General features: G+C 48.0%; 18 protein-coding genes. 5 read left to right on the top strand and 13 right to left on the bottom strand.

Annotated elements, in window-relative coordinates; all coding sequences use genetic code 11:
- A partial coding sequence (locus BMZ54_RS29955) for a 2'-5' RNA ligase family protein (protein ID WP_238386726.1) occupies nucleotides 1-783 on the top strand: 783 nt, incomplete at its 5' end.
- A 76-nt stretch (nucleotides 784-859) separates the two neighbouring features.
- On the opposite strand, the gene BMZ54_RS29950 is transcribed toward BMZ54_RS29955, so the two are convergent.
- The 5 genes from BMZ54_RS29950 to BMZ54_RS29930 form a co-directional block, all read right to left on the bottom strand.
- Nucleotides 860-1,858: a FecR domain-containing protein gene (locus tag BMZ54_RS29950; protein WP_089920498.1), complete on the bottom strand. Its 999-nt coding sequence runs from the start codon at nucleotides 1,856-1,858 to the stop codon at nucleotides 860-862.
- Between the two features lie 4 nt (nucleotides 1,859-1,862).
- Nucleotides 1,863-2,543, bottom strand: a complete 681-nt coding sequence (locus BMZ54_RS29945) for an RNA polymerase sigma factor (protein WP_089920496.1) — start codon at nucleotides 2,541-2,543, stop codon at nucleotides 1,863-1,865.
- Between the two features lie 417 nt (nucleotides 2,544-2,960).
- Nucleotides 2,961-3,275, bottom strand: coding sequence for a carboxypeptidase-like regulatory domain-containing protein (locus BMZ54_RS29940; protein WP_089920494.1), 315 nt, complete (start codon nucleotides 3,273-3,275; stop codon nucleotides 2,961-2,963).
- A 309-nt stretch (nucleotides 3,276-3,584) separates the two neighbouring features.
- On the bottom strand, nucleotides 3,585-4,325 hold the full coding sequence (locus tag BMZ54_RS29935; RefSeq protein ID WP_089920492.1) for a Bax inhibitor-1/YccA family protein: 741 nt from the start codon (nucleotides 4,323-4,325) through the stop codon (nucleotides 3,585-3,587).
- 63 nt (nucleotides 4,326-4,388) lie between these two features.
- A complete protein-coding gene (locus tag BMZ54_RS29930) occupies nucleotides 4,389-5,351 on the bottom strand; it encodes a 3-keto-disaccharide hydrolase (RefSeq protein ID WP_089920490.1) in 963 nt (320 codons plus the stop codon).
- A 226-nt stretch (nucleotides 5,352-5,577) separates the two neighbouring features.
- On the opposite strand from BMZ54_RS29930, the gene BMZ54_RS29925 reads away from it, so the two are divergent.
- The 3 genes from BMZ54_RS29925 (at nucleotide 5,578) to BMZ54_RS29915 (ending at nucleotide 9,109) form a co-directional block, all read left to right on the top strand.
- Nucleotides 5,578-6,372, top strand: coding sequence for a phytanoyl-CoA dioxygenase family protein (locus BMZ54_RS29925; protein WP_089920488.1), 795 nt, complete (start codon nucleotides 5,578-5,580; stop codon nucleotides 6,370-6,372).
- Between the two features lie 165 nt (nucleotides 6,373-6,537).
- Nucleotides 6,538-8,391, top strand: coding sequence for a 2-oxoacid:acceptor oxidoreductase subunit alpha (locus BMZ54_RS29920; protein WP_089920486.1), 1,854 nt, complete (start codon nucleotides 6,538-6,540; stop codon nucleotides 8,389-8,391).
- A 124-nt stretch (nucleotides 8,392-8,515) separates the two neighbouring features.
- On the top strand, nucleotides 8,516-9,109 hold the full coding sequence (locus BMZ54_RS29915; protein WP_143081182.1) for a DUF6134 family protein: 594 nt from the start codon (nucleotides 8,516-8,518) through the stop codon (nucleotides 9,107-9,109).
- 109 nt (nucleotides 9,110-9,218) lie between these two features.
- Here BMZ54_RS29915 and BMZ54_RS29910 read toward each other — a convergent pair whose 3' ends face one another.
- The 8 genes from BMZ54_RS29910 to gldA all read right to left on the bottom strand — a co-directional run bounded on the left by BMZ54_RS29910 (nucleotide 9,219) and on the right by gldA (nucleotide 16,311).
- The gene (locus BMZ54_RS29910; protein ID WP_089920482.1) at nucleotides 9,219-10,409 is read right to left on the bottom strand and encodes a Gfo/Idh/MocA family protein; all 1,191 of its coding nucleotides are present in this window, start codon (nucleotides 10,407-10,409) and stop codon (nucleotides 9,219-9,221) included.
- A 112-nt stretch (nucleotides 10,410-10,521) separates the two neighbouring features.
- Entirely contained in the window at nucleotides 10,522-11,715 is a 1,194-nt protein-coding gene (locus BMZ54_RS29905) for a nucleoside permease (RefSeq protein WP_089920480.1), read from the bottom strand.
- A gap of 105 nt (nucleotides 11,716-11,820) precedes the next feature.
- On the bottom strand, nucleotides 11,821-12,537 hold the full coding sequence (locus BMZ54_RS29900; RefSeq protein WP_089920478.1) for a YqjF family protein: 717 nt from the start codon (nucleotides 12,535-12,537) through the stop codon (nucleotides 11,821-11,823).
- Nucleotides 12,538-12,540: 3 nt separating this feature from the next.
- Nucleotides 12,541-13,191 carry an endonuclease III gene (nth, locus tag BMZ54_RS29895; RefSeq protein ID WP_089920531.1) on the bottom strand — a complete coding sequence of 217 codons (651 nt, stop codon included), beginning with the start codon at nucleotides 13,189-13,191 and terminating at the stop codon, nucleotides 12,541-12,543.
- Between the two features lie 70 nt (nucleotides 13,192-13,261).
- Nucleotides 13,262-13,471, bottom strand: a complete 210-nt coding sequence (locus BMZ54_RS29890) for a hypothetical protein (RefSeq protein WP_089920476.1) — start codon at nucleotides 13,469-13,471, stop codon at nucleotides 13,262-13,264.
- A 100-nt stretch (nucleotides 13,472-13,571) separates the two neighbouring features.
- Nucleotides 13,572-13,889 carry an FtsB family cell division protein gene (locus BMZ54_RS29885; protein ID WP_238386725.1) on the bottom strand — a complete coding sequence of 106 codons (318 nt, stop codon included), beginning with the start codon at nucleotides 13,887-13,889 and terminating at the stop codon, nucleotides 13,572-13,574.
- Between the two features lie 94 nt (nucleotides 13,890-13,983).
- Nucleotides 13,984-15,276: a phosphopyruvate hydratase gene (eno, locus tag BMZ54_RS29880; protein WP_089920474.1), complete on the bottom strand. Its 1,293-nt coding sequence runs from the start codon at nucleotides 15,274-15,276 to the stop codon at nucleotides 13,984-13,986.
- Nucleotides 15,277-15,402: 126 nt separating this feature from the next.
- Nucleotides 15,403-16,311, bottom strand: a complete 909-nt coding sequence (gene gldA, locus BMZ54_RS29875; RefSeq protein WP_089920472.1) for a gliding motility-associated ABC transporter ATP-binding subunit GldA — start codon at nucleotides 16,309-16,311, stop codon at nucleotides 15,403-15,405.
- 330 nt (nucleotides 16,312-16,641) lie between these two features.
- On the opposite strand from gldA, the gene BMZ54_RS29870 reads away from it, so the two are divergent.
- The gene (locus BMZ54_RS29870; RefSeq protein ID WP_089920470.1) at nucleotides 16,642-17,298 is read left to right on the top strand and encodes a hypothetical protein; all 657 of its coding nucleotides are present in this window, start codon (nucleotides 16,642-16,644) and stop codon (nucleotides 17,296-17,298) included.
- The last annotated feature ends 15 nt before the right edge of the window (nucleotides 17,299-17,313 follow it).

The raw sequence follows: 17,313 nt of genomic DNA, 5'->3' as shown, positions 1-17,313 counted from the left end.
GGCGGCGGTGGTTACGATCGCGGCGGTGGCGGCGGTGGTTACAATCGCGGCGGTGGCGGCGGTGGTTACGATCGTGGCGGCGGCGGTGGTGGTTACAACCGCGGCGGTGGCGGCGGTGGTTACAACCGCGGCGGTGGTGGCGGTGGTGGCTATGGCGGCGGCGGCCAGAGAAGACCTGGTGGCGGCGGCATGAGAAGGCCTTTCACGCCCAAACCCGATAACAAAATTTACTTTATTGCACTGCTGCCTACTGCCGAAGTAGGTAAGGAGATCATTAAAATAAAACAGGAATTTGCAGAACAATATGGTCCTACTTACGCACTGAAAGTATTACCCCATATTACACTGCAGGTACCTTTCACGGCTGATCCTGCACTGGAAAAAGCCTTCTGCGATGAATTGGCTGAATTTGCTAAAAGCCAGGCGCCTTTTGAGGTATCCCTGAATGGCTTTGGTACTTTCCCCAACAAGCAGAACCGTGTACTGTTCATTAACGTAGAAAAAAGTGAAACCATGTCTGCTATGCACCGGCAGCTGATCAACTTCCTGCGCAAGGAATTTGGTTTCAGCACCATGCTGGCCCGCACCGGTTTTACCCCGCACGTTACCGTGGCCTTTAAAGACCTGGAAGATGATCAGTTCAACAAAGCATGGCCGGAGTATGAGAACAAAGAATACCAGGCCACCTTTAAGGTAAATAACCTGTACTTCCTGCGCCATAACGGCAAATCATGGGAAGTGCTGCAGAAATGCAAACTGGGTGGTGGTACAACTCCCGCCTGATCTGATTAAGATATGATCTTATATAAAAAAGCCCTCCGCTAGCGGAGGGCTTTTTATTGCTGTTTATGTGGTTGTGTTAAAGGTCTAATTGTTTGTGTAAGGTATATTCACCCTGCTGGTTCTTGGTCCAGCGCAGGTTCATGGTAGGGCATATTACTTCCAGCACGCTCTCAACATTCCCCAGTTGTTCCGGATCAAAGGTACCATTGTAGCGGAAACGCGCCATATCACTATCAGCTAGCGTTATGCGCACATCAAAATAATTCTGTAAAGTATTGATCACATCACCCAGGCGTGTATCCTGGAAAGAAAGACGGTTCTCTTTCCACGCCATAAAATTGGGATCTTCAATGCGCATTTGCTCCGGGCCTTTGGTATCTTTTAATACACCGCGGCTGCCACCGGAGAGCAGCAGCTTTTCCTGCTGGTTATCACGTTTGGAAAAGGCTACCTTACCCGTTACCACCGCTACTTCTACCTGGCTTACATCATAAGCCTTTACATCAAAGGCAGTACCCAGCACCTGTGTTTGCGTATGGCTGGCATATACAATAAAAGGTTGCGCAGTATGTTGTGTTACCTCAAAAAATGCTTCCCCTTCCAAATGCACGGCACGTTCCTTACCCTCAAAATTAGCAGCGTAGGTAAGCTTGCTGTTCTGGTTCAGGTAGGCCTTGCTGCCATCCGGCAGAGTAACGGTTTTCTTCTCATGTGCAAGAGTAGCAACCGATACTTCCGGGTGTTGGAAGAACATGAAATAGGCTGTAGCAGCGCCGCCCAGCAGTATAACGCTGGCCGCTATACGCAGCACATGCCGGTAGGTATGGAATATACTACGTGTGGGCGTAGCAGTTATTTGCTGTTTGAAAGCTTCCCAGTTCCTTTCCGTTGAGGGTGTAAAATCCGTATCTGCCTTGCCGGTGAGCGCCCAGGTGCTTTTCAGCGCAGCATAGTATTGCCGGTTGGTCTCATCCTCATCCAGCCAGGCCTGTAACACCTCTTTTTCTCCGGGGCTCAGGCTGTTGTCAATATCACGGGCAATAAGCGTTTCTATATGGTCTAACTCGTAAGACATACCATTAAAATTGTAGGAGTAAAAGATATAAGGAACTGCATGCTACCAGGAATATCACAGCCAGGTAATCCTGCAGGGATACTCTTAGTTTCTTTAACGCGGTGATCATCTGGTTCTCGACTGTTTTTATAGAAATATTGAGCGTAGCGGCTATTTCCCGGTAGGTCATTTCCTCAAAACGGCTCAGGATAAATATTTCCCGGCACTTCTCCGGCAGGCGGTCAATAGCCTGGTGAATGTGCGCGGTGGTCTGTTTTAGCCGGTGCGGACTTTCCGCTGTACCGGAGCTGGCCGGCAGCTGTATCATATCCTCTTCTATAGACAGGTGTTTGCCCTGCCGTTTGTGCTTGTCCAGGTGGTCTAATGCCATGTTAATTGCTGCTCTGTGCAGGTACGCTTTAAAATACACCTCCTGTAAGGCGCTGCGCCGGTTCCATATCCGTATGAACACTTCCTGGGCAAGGTCTTCTGCAGTGGCGGTATCTTGTACCAGCCGGTAAATGGTTTTACAAACAAGGGGAAAGAAGGATTTAAAGAGCAGTTCCATAAAGGCCTGTTCATCTTCCTGTAATAATTCGTGTAACCTGGCATTATCGGGCATAGCACAAAAATAGCTTTTGTTACCATTCGGTAGGCTATCACTTATGCCAGCTCCTGCAAGCGCAGGTGTACTTTGTGTGTGCATAGTGTGACGATTTTGGCGGCATTTACAGGATATAGCTGAAAATGACGATCAATAAAAGCAGGCAGGTGATGCAAAGGCTGCCGTTTACGACAAGGACATCCTTTTTTATAATCATAACTGTTGCTTTAATACTATAACGGAAAAGGGAAGAGCTACCCCTACAAGGAAAGGAAAATTAGTTGGCAGTTTTTAGTTGGCAGTTTGCAGTTGGCAGTTGGCAGTCATAAGGCAGTACATCAATAAAAAATACCTATCACATTATTGTAATGTAATAGGTATTGTATACTTAGTTTATGTGAGCTACTCTCCCGCTGACTGCCAACTGCCCACTATTCTGCTAAAAAAAGAAGCCGGTGATACAGACGTATCTAACCGGCTTTTTGATTAACCCCTATGAAAACCAACTATTGCTCTTGGTTATTGTTGTAAATTGATCTCGCCCAGGTCAGTGGCTTTCCCATCTTCCACTTTCACATCGTTAATGGTGGCGTCCTTAAAAGGATCCTTGGCATCTATCACCACGGTGTAGGTACCAGCCCTGGCACCGGTGAAGGTAAATGCGCCATCAGAAACCGCTGTTTTCAACGTATCTGACCCTTGTACCGCCCATGCTTCTGTAGCCCCATCTGCCGGCCTTACTTTGCCTGTTATGGAGCCATCTACGCCTTTGAATGCATACGCACTGAAGGCAACGGCGGCGAGTGCTAACAGGCTTACTTTGATCTTATTCATAACACACACATTTAATTGTTTTAAAAGCTGATCTGTTGTAAGCGGTGTATAGCGGTTTGAAAGAACTTGTATTGATTGCCAGGAATCAGCCTGCATAGAATTTTACAATTACCATGCCACAGTGGCCCCTGAAATTGTGTGTGCCTTATTTAACATTTCTTTAGCGAAACCCGCCCTTGTGGCGTGTTTTAAGCGTTTCAAGAAAAACGCAGGCATGTTGTTTTTGTTGTGTTATAGACTTGTTAAAACAGAAAGGGCTACCATCGTATCAAGATGGCAGCCCTCACGGATGAGTTATAAACTGTTTGTTTAGCGGCGGTTTAACTTAGATAATAAGCGTAATATTTCCAGGTATAACCAGATCAGCGTTACCAGTAAACCAAAGGATGCATACCATTCAAAGTATTTAGGCGCACCCTGCGCTACACCATTTTCTATCAGGTCAAAATCCAGGATCAGGTTTAAGGCAGCAATAGCCACTACTACCAGTGAAAAGATCAAACCTATGGTACTGCCCTCATGCAGGAAAGGAATATTGATGTTGAAAAAACGCAGCGCAAAAGCAATCAGATAAAATATAGCAATCCCCGCAGTTGCAGTGAATACAATAGCCTTAAACTTTTCCGTAGCACGGATCACGCGGGCACGGTATAAAACCAGCATGGCTATGAATGTACCAAAAGTAAGACCCACTGCCTGCAGTACAATACCTTCATATAAGCTGCTGTACATGGCAGAAATACCACCCAGGAACAAACCTTCGCACAAAGCGTAGGCAGGTGCCAGGTAAGGCGCCCAGTCTTTTTTGAAAACAATTACCAGCGCCAGCACAAAACCGCCAATACCACCACCGGCCAGGTAAGGCAGGATGGATGCGCCTTTGGCAAAAATACCCCAGGAGTAAACGGATGATGCCATTACCAGCAGGAGTAAAAAGACCATTTTGTTTACGGTACCGCGCAGGGTCATAGCGTTGCCGTCCTGCACAAGTGTTGCCTGTTGAAAAGTACTCTCTTTCAGTACAGGGTTGTTGGATTGAAATAATGCCATAGTGTAAATGTTGTGTTACAGATTAACACATCAAAAATACAAAGAATAGTTGGTATGCCGGGATCACTTCGCAGGGGTGATCACGATCTTCCGGAACTCAATAGGGCCATGATCTCCCTGGATATAAATGGGCCCCGGCTCGCCTTCATTGCTATCCAGCGCACCACCGGTAATGCCGGGTATTTCCTGGTTGCTGATCACGGTTTTCCCGTTCACTACCACGGTTACCATGCGGCCAATTAAGGTAATATCATAGGTCTGCCATTTATCAGGCCCCAGGGCTGCAATTTCGCTGGGCGCCAGGAAACCATATATGCCGCTGAACAGCACACTGGCAGGATGTGCATCTGCCGGGCTATCTTCTATCTGCGTTTCATAACGGCCTCTCAGGTACACGCCGCTGTTGCTGCCTTTCTGGTACCGGAACTCAACATGCAGCTTAAAATCTGTAAAGGTTTTTTCGGAGATCAGGTTAGCCCCTGAATGCGGGCTGGTAAGCACCCCGTCTTTTACTACCCACTGGTTTTCGCCCAGCGCTTTCCAGCCACTTAGATCTTTTCCGTTAAAAGGGTTAATGGGTTTATCCCAAACCGGTGCGCTGGCCCTTTTCAGGTAAGGCGCTTTTACGCCTTTCCAGTTGTAGGTTTTACCCTCACTGGTAGTAATGGTACCCTGTATGCCTTCCCCGGTCAGCTCTCCCTCGATCACAAAATCCTGGTCGCCTTTTTCCCATTGCGGCGGAATGGTAAAGCGGAACTTACCATTGTCAAAATACACATGGGATACCGGGCGCGCGCTGCCGGAAACGCCTACAAAATAGCCTACCAGCGCACGGTTGCCGGAGAGCTTTACTTCGAGCCAGGAGGGGGCAGGTTTACCATTCTGGTCAATGGTAAGGTCCCAGCGCCCGATCAGGTTAGAGGAATCGGCCATAACATGCGCCGGAGCAGTAGTAAGGGATGTTGCCTGTGCAGCGCCTGCAGCCAGCAAACAGCTCATTCCCAGTACAAGAAATTTTTTATGCATACAATTGATTTTTTTAGTGGAAGCTGCGTGGAACCAGCTTTTATGAACAGGCGAATAAGGTAAGATTTATCTGCATTTTATGCAAATACAGAAAGATGCTTAACTTTACAAAATGATGATGATGGCTCCCACACTTTAAGCTTCCTTTTATACCGCAGGTATAATACCTCCCTCCCCGGGAGGTAAGTTTAGTTATTGTATTTGTTCATCTATACTCATTATCATCATGCAGGAAGTTTTAAGTAAAGAACAGCTCACCGCTTTTATCAATAATGGTTTTGTACGTATTGACCATGCATTTCCCACCACGCTGGCGGAAGAAGTGCGGCATATACTCTGGAAAGACATTAACGCAGATCCCCATGATCCGGCAACCTGGATAAACCCTGTAGTAAGGCTGGGTATGTACACCCAGGCACCTTTTATACAATCGGCCAACACACCGGTGTTACATAGTGCATTTGATCAGCTGTTAGGCACCGGAAGATGGATCCCGCCGCGTGCCATGGGTACTTTTCCCGTGCGTTTTCCCTCGCATCAGGACCCTGGAGATACAGGCTGGCATGTGGACGCCGGCTTTCCGGGCAAAGATCCCGGTAATTATTTTGACTGGCGTATTAATGTGCGGTCAAAAGGCAGGGGACTGCTCATGTTATTCCTTTATTCGGATGTGGGCGCGCAGGATGCACCCACCAGGATCCGCACCGGTTCTCACCTGGATGTGGCCCGTTTATTACAGCCTGCCGGCGAACAGGGGCTTTCCTTTATGGAGCTGGCCCTCGGGCTGGACGGTCTGCCGGCAAGGGATGAAATATTGGCCACAGGCAAAGCAGGCACCGTATACCTGTGCCACCCCTTCCTGGTACATGCCGCCCAGCCTCACCATGGTACGAAGCCCCGCTTTTTAGCCCAGCCTCCGCTGCTGCTGAAAGAGGACCTGGTTATTGAAGGCCGGGATGGAGCTTACAACCCGGTGGAGCAGGCCATACGTAAAGGCCTGATAGACAAGTCTCCCTCATAACTTTAAGTTATTACCCATAACAAGAAGCAATGCCCATAAACGTTTCCGCCGATTAAAGTCTACCTGCTTTGTGTACTTTTGTGGTGGATACGTATTATTCCGCATATGAGTAGGATTACTCCCTTGTGAAATGCTACATTTGCACTTTAATAAACAGTCGATTCAATGTCTAACACTCCTATTCAACAGATAGAAGACGTAGTAATAAAATTTGCCGGCGACAGTGGTGACGGGATGCAGCTTACCGGCAGCCAGTTTTCAAATAACACCGCCCTGATCGGGAACGACCTGAGCACCTTCCCTGACTTCCCCGCTGAAATACGCGCCCCCCAGGGTACCCTGGCCGGCGTGAGCGGTTTCCAGTTGCACTTTTCTTCTAACCGTATATTTACCCCGGGCGATGCCTGTGATGTGCTGGTAGCGATGAATGCCGCCGCTTTAAAAGCCAACCTGAAAGCGCTGAAAAAAGGCGGTATTGTAATAGCCAATACAGATGGTTTTGATTCCAAGAACCTGCGCCTGGCTAACTACCCGGAAGGTGTAAATCCCCTGGAAGATGGTTCCCTGGTGAATTACCAGCTGCATACCATGGATGTTACCAAAATGACGCGCGAAGCGCTGAAGGATACCACCATGGGTATGAAGGAAAAGGACCGCGCCAAGAACATGTTCGTGCTGGGCTTCCTGTACTGGTTATATAACCGCAGCATGGAAAGCACCGAGAACTTCCTGAAAGAAAAGTTTGGAAAGAAACCGGAGATCTTTGACAGTAACATGAAGGTGCTGCACGCCGGCTATAATTTTGGCGATACGGTAGAAGCCTCTTTCAGCACCCGTTTTAAGGTAGAAAAGGCCCGCATGGAGCCCGGCACCTACCGCAGCATTACTGGTAACACGGCGCTGGCCTATGGGTTGATAGCAGCCTCACAAAAGGCAAACCTGCCGCTGTTCCTGGGCACTTACCCTATTACGCCGGCATCCGACATCCTGCATGAGCTGAGCCGCTATAAGAACTTCGGCATCCGCACCTTCCAGGCGGAGGATGAAATTGCGGGTATTACCTCTGCCATCGGCGCCTCTTACGGCGGGCAAATGGGAGTAACCACTACTTCCGGCCCGGGTATGGCCCTGAAAGGGGAAGCTATGGGCCTGGCTGTAATGCTGGAAATACCCTTACTGATCGTAGATATTCAACGCGGCGGCCCCTCCACAGGCTTACCTACCAAAACAGAACAGAGCGATCTGTTACAGGCTTATTACGGCCGTAACGGCGAGTGCCCGATGCCCATTGTATCCGCCTCCACACCTTCTGATTGTTTTGAAGCGATCTATGAAGCATTCCGCATTTCTGTAAAACATATGACGCCGGTGATCTTCCTGAGCGATGGTTACATTGCCAATGGTTCTGAACCCTGGCGTTTTCCCAAAAGCGCCGACCTGCAGCCGATAGAAGTGAAATTCAAGACCGGCCTGGCAGAAGGAGAGGAACAGTTCCTGCCTTACCACCGCGATGAGAACCTGGTACGCCCCTGGGCAGTACCCGGCACACCCGGCCTGGAACACCGTATTGGCGGCCTGGAAAAACAGAACATTACCGGTAACGTAAGCTACGATCCGGAAAACCACCAGCTGATGGTGAAGATCCGCCAGGAAAAAGTAGACCGTATTGCCGATCATATACCCCCGCAAACCATTGAGCTGGGACCGGATACCGGCAAGGTGCTGGTGCTGGGCTGGGGCTCCACCTATGGCGCCATTAAGAGCGCAGTATTGGACCTGCTGGAAGAAGGCCACCAGGTAGCGCATGCGCACCTCCGCCACCTGCGCCCTTTCCCCAAGAACCTGGGCGACCTGTTAAGCAGCTTTGACAAGGTACTGATCCCCGAGATCAATAATGGCCAGCTGATCAAAATCATCCGCGACCAGTACCTGATCGATGCGCAGGGTTATCACAAGATTATGGGCGTACCCATTACCAAGGGTGAGCTGGTGGTAAAGATCAAAGAAATGCTGGCCTAAACGCTGTTTACCGGCTTTATATTGCATGAATTGAAATAATTATTTTTTTAAATATTTTAAGCGAATCCTGCCCATCCGGGCAGGATTTTTCGTATTTTCCATATTGTAGTACAGGAGTATTTTTATGAATCGTCTTATCCGCCTGTGTTTTATAATTGGATCTTGTTTAGTGGCCAGCAACCCGCTTCAGGCACAGGTACATACATTTGAGATAAGACTGGGCTCGCACCCTGTAGGAACCGTGGAGGCGCGTTGTAACATAAACGGTGCAGCCAGGCACATGGAAATAAAAAGCAGCCTGGAAACCCGCTTTGTATCCAAGTTCACGGATATATCCTGCGACTACAATAACAATGTGCTGGTACAGTCGCGGGTAACACGCAGCTCCGGCAAGAACAGTGATGATGCCAAGGCCACCATTACCCGCCGGGAAGGCGCCCGTTACCTGATAAATGTAGAAGGGGAACAAAGCGCGCTCAATAATACCGAGATCCTGCATTCCGTATCTGATCTGTACTTTGCAGAACCCAAACAGATCAACCGTATTTATTCCGAAACCCTGGGTAAGTTCCTGGTGCTGAAATCCCTGGGTAATGGCGAATATGAACTTACATTACCGGATGGTAAAAAGAACTTTTACCGCTACCAGAAAGGAACCTTAAAAGAGGTAGAAGTAAATCATACGCTGGGGAAAGCGTTTATTGTGAGAACGGGTTGATTAGATGTGCAGATGAATTGATCTAAGCGAAATACTTTGCCATAATATAAAGCCCTGACAAGTAAAATCTGTCAGGGCTTTTTGCTTTTTATCAGTAATGTCAGCGCATTTACAGCGTTTTCTCAATAATCTGCCCGCTCTTTTTATCTTTCAATATCACTTTCTTTGCGCCAAAGTGGGTCATTTCTTCTTTTACCAGGTAGTACTGCTCATCATATTCCGTATAGCCTTTTCCTTTTTCCACACCGGTTTTACCCCGCCATACATCCAGCTGCACAGGCTCCCATAATTTGCTTTTTGCGCTGCGGTAAGCGGCATCCAGCACGGCATTCACCACATATCCGTCATAGAAGGTTTCACGGGCAGGTTTGCCGCTTTCCATGGAGTTGAACATATCGGTGAACATATGGTTATAACCCAGCTCATTCAGCTCATCGCCTACGGGGAATAACCAGCCGGTGTTGCTTTCTGCTTTTTCCGCAACATAGTCTGCGCCCTTGCCGGTGGTGAACATTTCAAAACCGGTACGCAAAAAGCTGTTCACCCAAATGGTACCTTCCGTACCCATTACTTCATCGCGCAGGTCCAGGCCGCCGCGGAAGGTCCAGCTTACTTCAAACTGCCCGATAGCGCCATTCTCATACTTTACCAGGCCAATGGCATGGTCCTCCGCATCAATGGGTTTTACCTGCGTATCGGCCCAGCACATTACTTCAACGGGTTTAATATCCTTGCCAATAAAGCTGCGGGCTATTTCCACGCAATGGCAGCCCAGGTCAAGGATACAGCCGCCGCCGGCCTGCTCCTTATCCCAGAACCATTCGCTGTGCGGGCCAGGATGTGTTTCTCTTGACTTAGCCCAGAGTATGCGGCCCAAAGCCCCGTTTTGCACGCTTTCCAGCGCTTTCAGGAATTTGGGGGTATACACCAGGTCCTCCAGGTAACCGTTAAAAATACCGGCCTTTTCTACGGCCTCCATCATACGTTTGGCTTCTTCCGCATTACGGCCCAGGGGCTTGGTGCAGATAACGCCCTTTTTATGTTTGCAGCATAACAGCACGGCTGCCTCGTGCAGGTTGTTAGGCAGGGAAATACATACTACTTCTACCTCTGGATGCGAAATAGAAGCCTCCATTTCGGTAGTCCAGTGGGCTACCTGGTAATCTTCCGCAAACTTCTTTGCGCTTTCTTCCCGGCGGGAATAAATACTAACAATCTTGTCCCTGCTTCTTTGTCCCTGCAGGGAATCTGCATAGAAGCGCCCGATAAAACCGGAGCCTAACATTGATATTTTAGCCATAGTATGAAGAGATTTTAGATGTACGATTTACGATTTTAGATCTGATGACCGTGGATGATTAATGTATACGATCCCCAAATCTAAGATCGTAAATCTAAAATCGTAAATAGAATCATTTCGTTGTTTTGCTTTCGCGGAAAAACAGCACAAAGTACACCAGTACAGCTGCTGCAATATAAACAGGCACCATCCAGATAGGTTTCCAGCTATAAGTATGATTAACGGTATAGTGTTCGGCTACAAAGCCGGAGAACCAGGTACCGATGAACATGCCTAAGCCATAAGTGGCAAAGGTAAACATGCCCTGTGCAGCGTTCTTTATATTTTCACCGGCTTTCTTTTCCGTGTACATATAACCTGTTACAAAGAAGAAGTCGTAGCAGATGCCATGCAGCACTATACCGGCATATAACATCCACAGGCCCGCTCCGCTATCGCCATAGGCAAAGCAGATGTAACGCAGTATCCAGGCGGCCATGCCCAGTAACAGCATGTTCTTAACGCCAATGCGGTTAAATAATAATGGAATAGCCAGTATGAACAGGCCTTCGGAGATCTGCCCCAGGATCATTTTACCGGCAGCATTATGCATACCTGCATCATTGAGGAACAGGTTGGCAAAGCCATAATAGAAAGAGAGCGGTATGCACACCAGTATGGCCGCAATGAAGAAGATAACATAAGACCTGTCTTTGAACAGCACAAAGGCCTCTGTGCCCAATGCTTTAGCAGCGCTGACATCACTGGCTTCCCGGGCTTTGGGCGGTGTTTTAGGCAGCATGAAGCTGAACAGGCCCAATAGAACAGAGGCGCCTGCAGCAATGTAAAAGGTGATGGAAGTAGTTTCTATACCCAGGTTGCCTACCAGTGCACCGGCTGCAATCCATCCAATGGTACCAAACACCCGTATGAACGGAAACTGTTTGCCCGGATCGCTCATCTGCGAAAAAGCCACTGTATTGGAAAGCGCTATAGTAGGCATATACAGCAATGAGTACAATAATATCACCCAGTAAAATACCAGCGTATTAGTTATTTGCGGGGTTAAAAAAAGTACAAGGCCGCCCACCAGGTGCAGCACCCCCATGAGCTTTTCCGCTGCAAAAAAGCGGTCGGCAACCATCCCTACAAAAAAAGGAGAGATCATGGTGGCAATGGCCAGTGCGCTATAGGCAGAGCCTATCTGCACCCCATTAGCCTGCAGGTGTACCGACATGTAGGTGCTCATAGTTACGTACCATGCGCACCATACAAAGTACTCAAGGAACATCATGAGGGCAAGCTGCAATATAACGGCTGGTTTCATACGTTGGACCTTTAGCTTGTTCTTGTAATAAGGGATGACGATTAGGCATTTAAGATAGTAAAAAAGATTTACGATCTGTACTACAAATTAAAACATGCAGGCAGCTTACAAACGCAGCTTGGGCTGCACGCTGATATCAGAACCTTCCGCCAGTAATGCAGATACCGGCTTTTGTGCAAGCGCCTCTGCAAATGCAGGCCCATACAGCGCTTCCGCGTTACAACGGTAATCATAATCAAATACTTCATGCACGCGCCACTGGGGATGTGTTACTTCATAAACAGAGGTAAGTTCAGGACCGCTTTGCGTATAGCCCCAGTAGTGTTCCGTAATAAATTCAGCTTCGCTGCCGGGTATAATAGCGGTGGGGGCCGCAGCTGCATTGGCTTTCAGGAAGTTCCATTCATTGCCTACTTTCCACTCATACGCTACGTGTAAGGTATTTTCATCCGGCGAATGCCAGCGGTGCCGCATGGGCAGTGTAGCATATTTTTCTTTATACAAAGTATTGGCTACAAAAGTGATCAGGTATTTGGGCACCAGCTCTTTAATGAATACCACACCGCGTTTCCAGCTGCTGCCTTCTTTATAACGAACATAAAAGCGCAGGTTCACCTCCTCAAATGTGCGGTACATGGGAAAGCCAATACCTTTTACTTTGGTATCCCGGAAAAGGAAACCCACAAGACTTATGTAGTTCGTATCGTTCCAGGTATCCAGCTCCGTGCGGTGTGGCACATATTTTTGCAGCAGGGCAGGCGTAATGGCAAAATTGATCATGAGCAAATTGCGCCATTGTGCTGTGAGGAAGGGCTTGGCCATGTGTTATTGTTGTTTACTGATCACCTGTTGGTAATACTTGCACACCTTTCTTAAACCGCATTCTCCGCACTTTGGTGTGCGTGCCACGCAAATGTAGCGCCCATGCAGTATAAGCCAGTGGTGGGCAATATGTACTTTCTCTTTAGGAATGTATTGCAGCAATTGCTGTTCTGTTTGCAGCGGTGTTTTGGCATTGGTGGTCAGGCCTATCCGGGCCGATACGCGGAACACATGTGTATCCACCGCCATGTTGGGTTGCTGATGTACAACAGAGGTGATCACATTGGCTGTTTTGCGCCCTACACCCGGCAGGGTTATCAGTTCAGCTACCGTGGCCGGTATTTCCCCGTTAAAATTTTCCACCACCATATTGGCCATGCCAATGAGGTGTTTGGTTTTATTGTTGGGGTAACTGATGCTTCTGATGTAAGGGAATAATTCGTCAAACGTGGCTTTGCTTAAGGCATAAACGTCGGGATACTTTTCAAAAATAGCAGGGGTGGTCATATTCACCCGCTTATCGGTACACTGTGCAGACAGGATCACGGCTACCAGCAGCTGGTAGGGATTGTCATAGATAAGTTCCGTTTCAGCATTGGGTGCGTGCTCTTCAAAGTAGTGCAGCACGAATGCGAAGCGCTCTTTTTTCGTCATGCTGTAAAAATAGCTTACAGCCAGCAAATTGCAATTATTTCACGTCGGCTTGTAGTACCGCCGCTGCCGCTTAGCCTTTTTTCCGGGCGTGCTCGAAAATAGCCTTTAGGGTTTCAGCGCGGGGAGAGAACTTGATGGTGTTCAAAGCCTTTTTGGTTTGGGTATGACAAACCCGCTCCTCACGGGGGAGCTCCTGATCTTTAGACATATCCTGAAAATTGTTTTTGCTATCAGCCACAGAACGTAAAACAGCAGAGAAGGATAGAGTAGAATTGCCCATGCAAATTTGTTTTAATACAATAAACTAATATTCAGCTTAATAACGGAGAACACGCGGAATCTATTGTTAAGGTATAGCAATTTTTTAGAAAAGTGCAAGCTTATTTATCAGTGGTGGCTTCTTCCCTGATAATGAACAGGTCTTCATTATCCTTTTTCATCAGGTATTGTTCCCGGGCAAATTTTTCCAGTTTTTCGGGGCTGGAAAGCAGCTCCCGTTGTTCCTCGCGGGTTTTGTCTATTTCCGTTCTAAAAAATGCTTTCTGGGACTCCAGCTTGTTCACTTCAGCTTGTAGCTGGTACTGGGAGAGCAGGTTATTACGGTCCAGGAAACCCAGCCATATTACAAAAGCTGCAATAGCTATCACAAACTTGTTGCGCAGCAGCGGGTGTATTTTTATGGACTTGGGCAGTGTCAAAATGTATTGGTTTAAGTGGCAAAGGTCTTAAAAGATCCGGGTTCTGGAATAACCCAGGACCCGGACGTATTGACCACTAAAATTGAGATCTGGTTTATTTCTTACCAAATTTAACGGATTTTCCCGGATAAAAGCCAACATTACCCAGCGCTTCTTCAATACGCAGCAGCTGGTTGTATTTAGCCATACGGTCGGTACGGGAGGCAGAACCGGTTTTGATCTGTCCGCAGTTCAGGGCTACAGCCAGGTCAGCGATGGTAGTATCTTCCGTTTCGCCGGAACGGTGGCTCATGATGGAGGTATAACCGGCTTTGTGGGCCATGTTCACCGCATCAATGGTTTCCGTTACGGTACCAATCTGGTTTACTTTGATCAGGATGCTGTTGGCAATATCCTGGTCAATGCCTTGTTTCAGGCGTTTTACGTTGGTTACGAACAGGTCGTCACCTACCAGCTGTACAGTGCTGCCTACAGCCTGGGTCAGTTTCTTCCAGCCATCCCAATCGTCTTCAGCCATACCGTCTTCAATAGACAGGATGGGGTATTTCTTACACCACTCAGCCCAGTAAGCAACCATATCATCGCTGCTGATCACTTTCTGAGAGCTTTTGTAGAATTTGTAAGTTTTGTCAGCATCGTTAAACATTTCGCTGCTGGCAGCATCCAGGGCAATACCTATCTGCTCGCCTGCTTTGTAACCGGCAGCTTCAATTGCCTGCAGTACGGTTTCAATAGCTTCTTCGTTGCTCTGAATATCCGGCGCAAAACCACCTTCATCACCTACGTTGGTGCTGTAACCTTTCTTCTTCAGTACGGATTTCAGGGTATGGAAGATCTCAACACCCCAGCGCAGGCCTTCAGAGAAGGAGGATGCGCCTACTGGGATGATCATAAATTCCTGGTAATCGATCTTGTTATCAGCATGCACACCACCGTTCAGGATGTTCATCAGCGGCAGGGGCAGGGTAGTTGCGTTTACGCCGCCCAGGTAGCGGTACAGGGGCAGGTTGCTTTCTTCAGCAGCGGCTTTGGCTACGGCCATGCTCACTGCCAGGGTAGCATTGGCGCCCAGCTTGGCTTTATTGGGGGTGCCATCCAGATCGATCAGCATTTTGTCGATGCCTGCCTGGTCATTTACATCCCATCCGGCCAGTTCTTCCGCAATGATCTCGTTCACATTTTTAACAGCCTGTAATACGCCTTTGCCTACGTAAGTTTTTTTATCGTTGTCACGCAGTTCTACGGCTTCGTGCTTACCGGTAGAAGCGCCGGAAGGTACGGCAGCACGGCCAAAATGGCCATCTTCTGTAGTGATGTCTACTTCTACGGTAGGATTACCACGGCTGTCTAAAATTTGCCTGGCATGGATCTCTGAAATGGTACTCATGGTTTTACTATTAGTGTTTTAGGATTGATTGAAGAAGTCCGTTGTCCGTGGTCCATAGTTCCATTGCCTTGTACGCAAGGCAGTTGATGCTTGTAGTTTCTATGGACCGTGGATTGTGAACCGTTATCAATTCGTAAGCTGCCGGAAGATGGCTTCCAGGCTTTGTGAATTGCTCTGCAAAGAAAGGATGTTCCGGTTATTTATCAAAGCAAATTGCAGCAGGTTTTTGCGTACTGCCTCTACATTACCTGTAAAAAGCTGCCAGGTATTGCCCTCGCTGCCCACTACCCGCGTTACTTCGGGCAGCTGTTCCAGGGCGGCCGCATCTACCGGCTCCCCAAAAGTTACCTGTATATAACCGTTACCAGCCTGGCGCTGCTGCAGGTTTTGCAGGGTATCGTCCGCAATCAGCTGGCCTTTGTTAATGATAATTACGCGGCTGCACATGGCTTCCACTTCCTGCATAATATGGGTGCTGAGTATAACGGTCTTGTTGCTGCCCAGGTTTTTGATCACCTGCCGTATATCCGCCAGCTGGTTAGGATCCAGGCCGGAGGTAGGCTCATCCAGTATCAGTACTTCAGGATCGTGCAGCAGGGCCTGAGCCAGGCCTACCCGTTGTTTATACCCTTTGGAAAGGGCGCCTATCTTCTTTTTGCTTTCCGGTTCCAGGCCGGTGAGCGCTATTACAGTACGGATGCGCTCCGCCGTGCTTTTGCCCAGCTGGTGTACGTTTGCAATAAAGCTGAGGAACTCTTTCACATACATATCAAAGTAAAGAGGATTGGCTTCCGGCAGGTACCCTACGCGTTTGCGCACTTCCAGCGGGGCTTTGCTTACATCAAACCCGCTTACCAGGGCTTGTCCGCCGCTGGGGGGCAGGTAGCCGGTTATCATTTTCATGGTGGTGGATTTGCCGGCCCCGTTAGGTCCCAGGAAACCTACAATCTCTCCTTTGTTCAGGGAAAAAGAAATGTTATCAACCGCCTTTTGTTCACCGTATGTTTTACTAAGTTCAGATACCTGGATGGACATGGTTTTATATTGCGGATACTAAAGTAAAAAAATAAGTTCACAGTATGTTAGGGAGTATTTTTGGCCTCCATTAACAATTAGTTATCAATCGTTTAGTCGATTTTTAGCCCGGATATCCAAAAATGTTATAATTTTACGTCTACAATTAACATGAAACACAAGATGTAATCAACCGTAATTATTCCTAACCTGATACCTTGAGGCGTATTTAATTTTAAATGACCCGAATCGTGTACCTATACCTGCGTCTATTCTATTAAATCACTCACCCCTGGTAAGTTAACGTAACCCAGCCTAACTGGACAATACTTCAACAATTCGTATGCACTAATGGCAAACTTTCTTAAGAAGGCGTTGGGCCTGTTTGTGGAATTTGAGCCCAATGAATCTTCATCATCTAAAGCGGAAGTAAACCTTTCGCAAAAATTCCCTTTGGGTAACATCAAAGGTCAGCCGGCCGTAACTATAAGCGAGGCGGATATTGACAAATTTGAGCAGCACTTTTCTGCACTCTTTGAGCGCAGCAACCTGCCCGGACCAGACTATTTTGAGTTCTGGAAGATGATGGAAACACTGGAGGCCCATGTACCGGACGAAAAAACACGGATGGCTGCTGTATTTGCCACGCTGAGCGTGCAGGGACTGAACAAGCAGAAACTGCTGGAAACAGCCGCACAATACAAAACCATCGTGGAAAAGGACCGTGCCGACTTTGAAAAAGCTGCCAATGAAAAAGCGTTGGCAGAAGTGCAGGGCCGCCAGCAGCAACTGTCTGACCTGGAAAAAAAGGTAGCGCAGAATGCGGAAACCATTAAAAGGTTAACCGAAGAGATCACAGCTGCCCAGCAGCAAATGGGACAAATGAAAGCACAGATCTCAGAGCAGGAGCAGAAGATTGCGGGTAGCCGTCAGGGTTACCAGCTGGCCTGCAATGCCATGATCAATAAAATAGAAACTGACTTGCAAAAAATACAAACATCCCTTTAAACTAACATCCCAAAA

Origin of the sequence: Chitinophaga rupis (genome assembly GCF_900109685.1) — a bacterium.
GTDB lineage: Bacteria > Bacteroidota > Bacteroidia > Chitinophagales > Chitinophagaceae > Chitinophaga > Chitinophaga rupis.
This window is presented reverse-complemented; position numbering and strand designations above follow the sequence as displayed.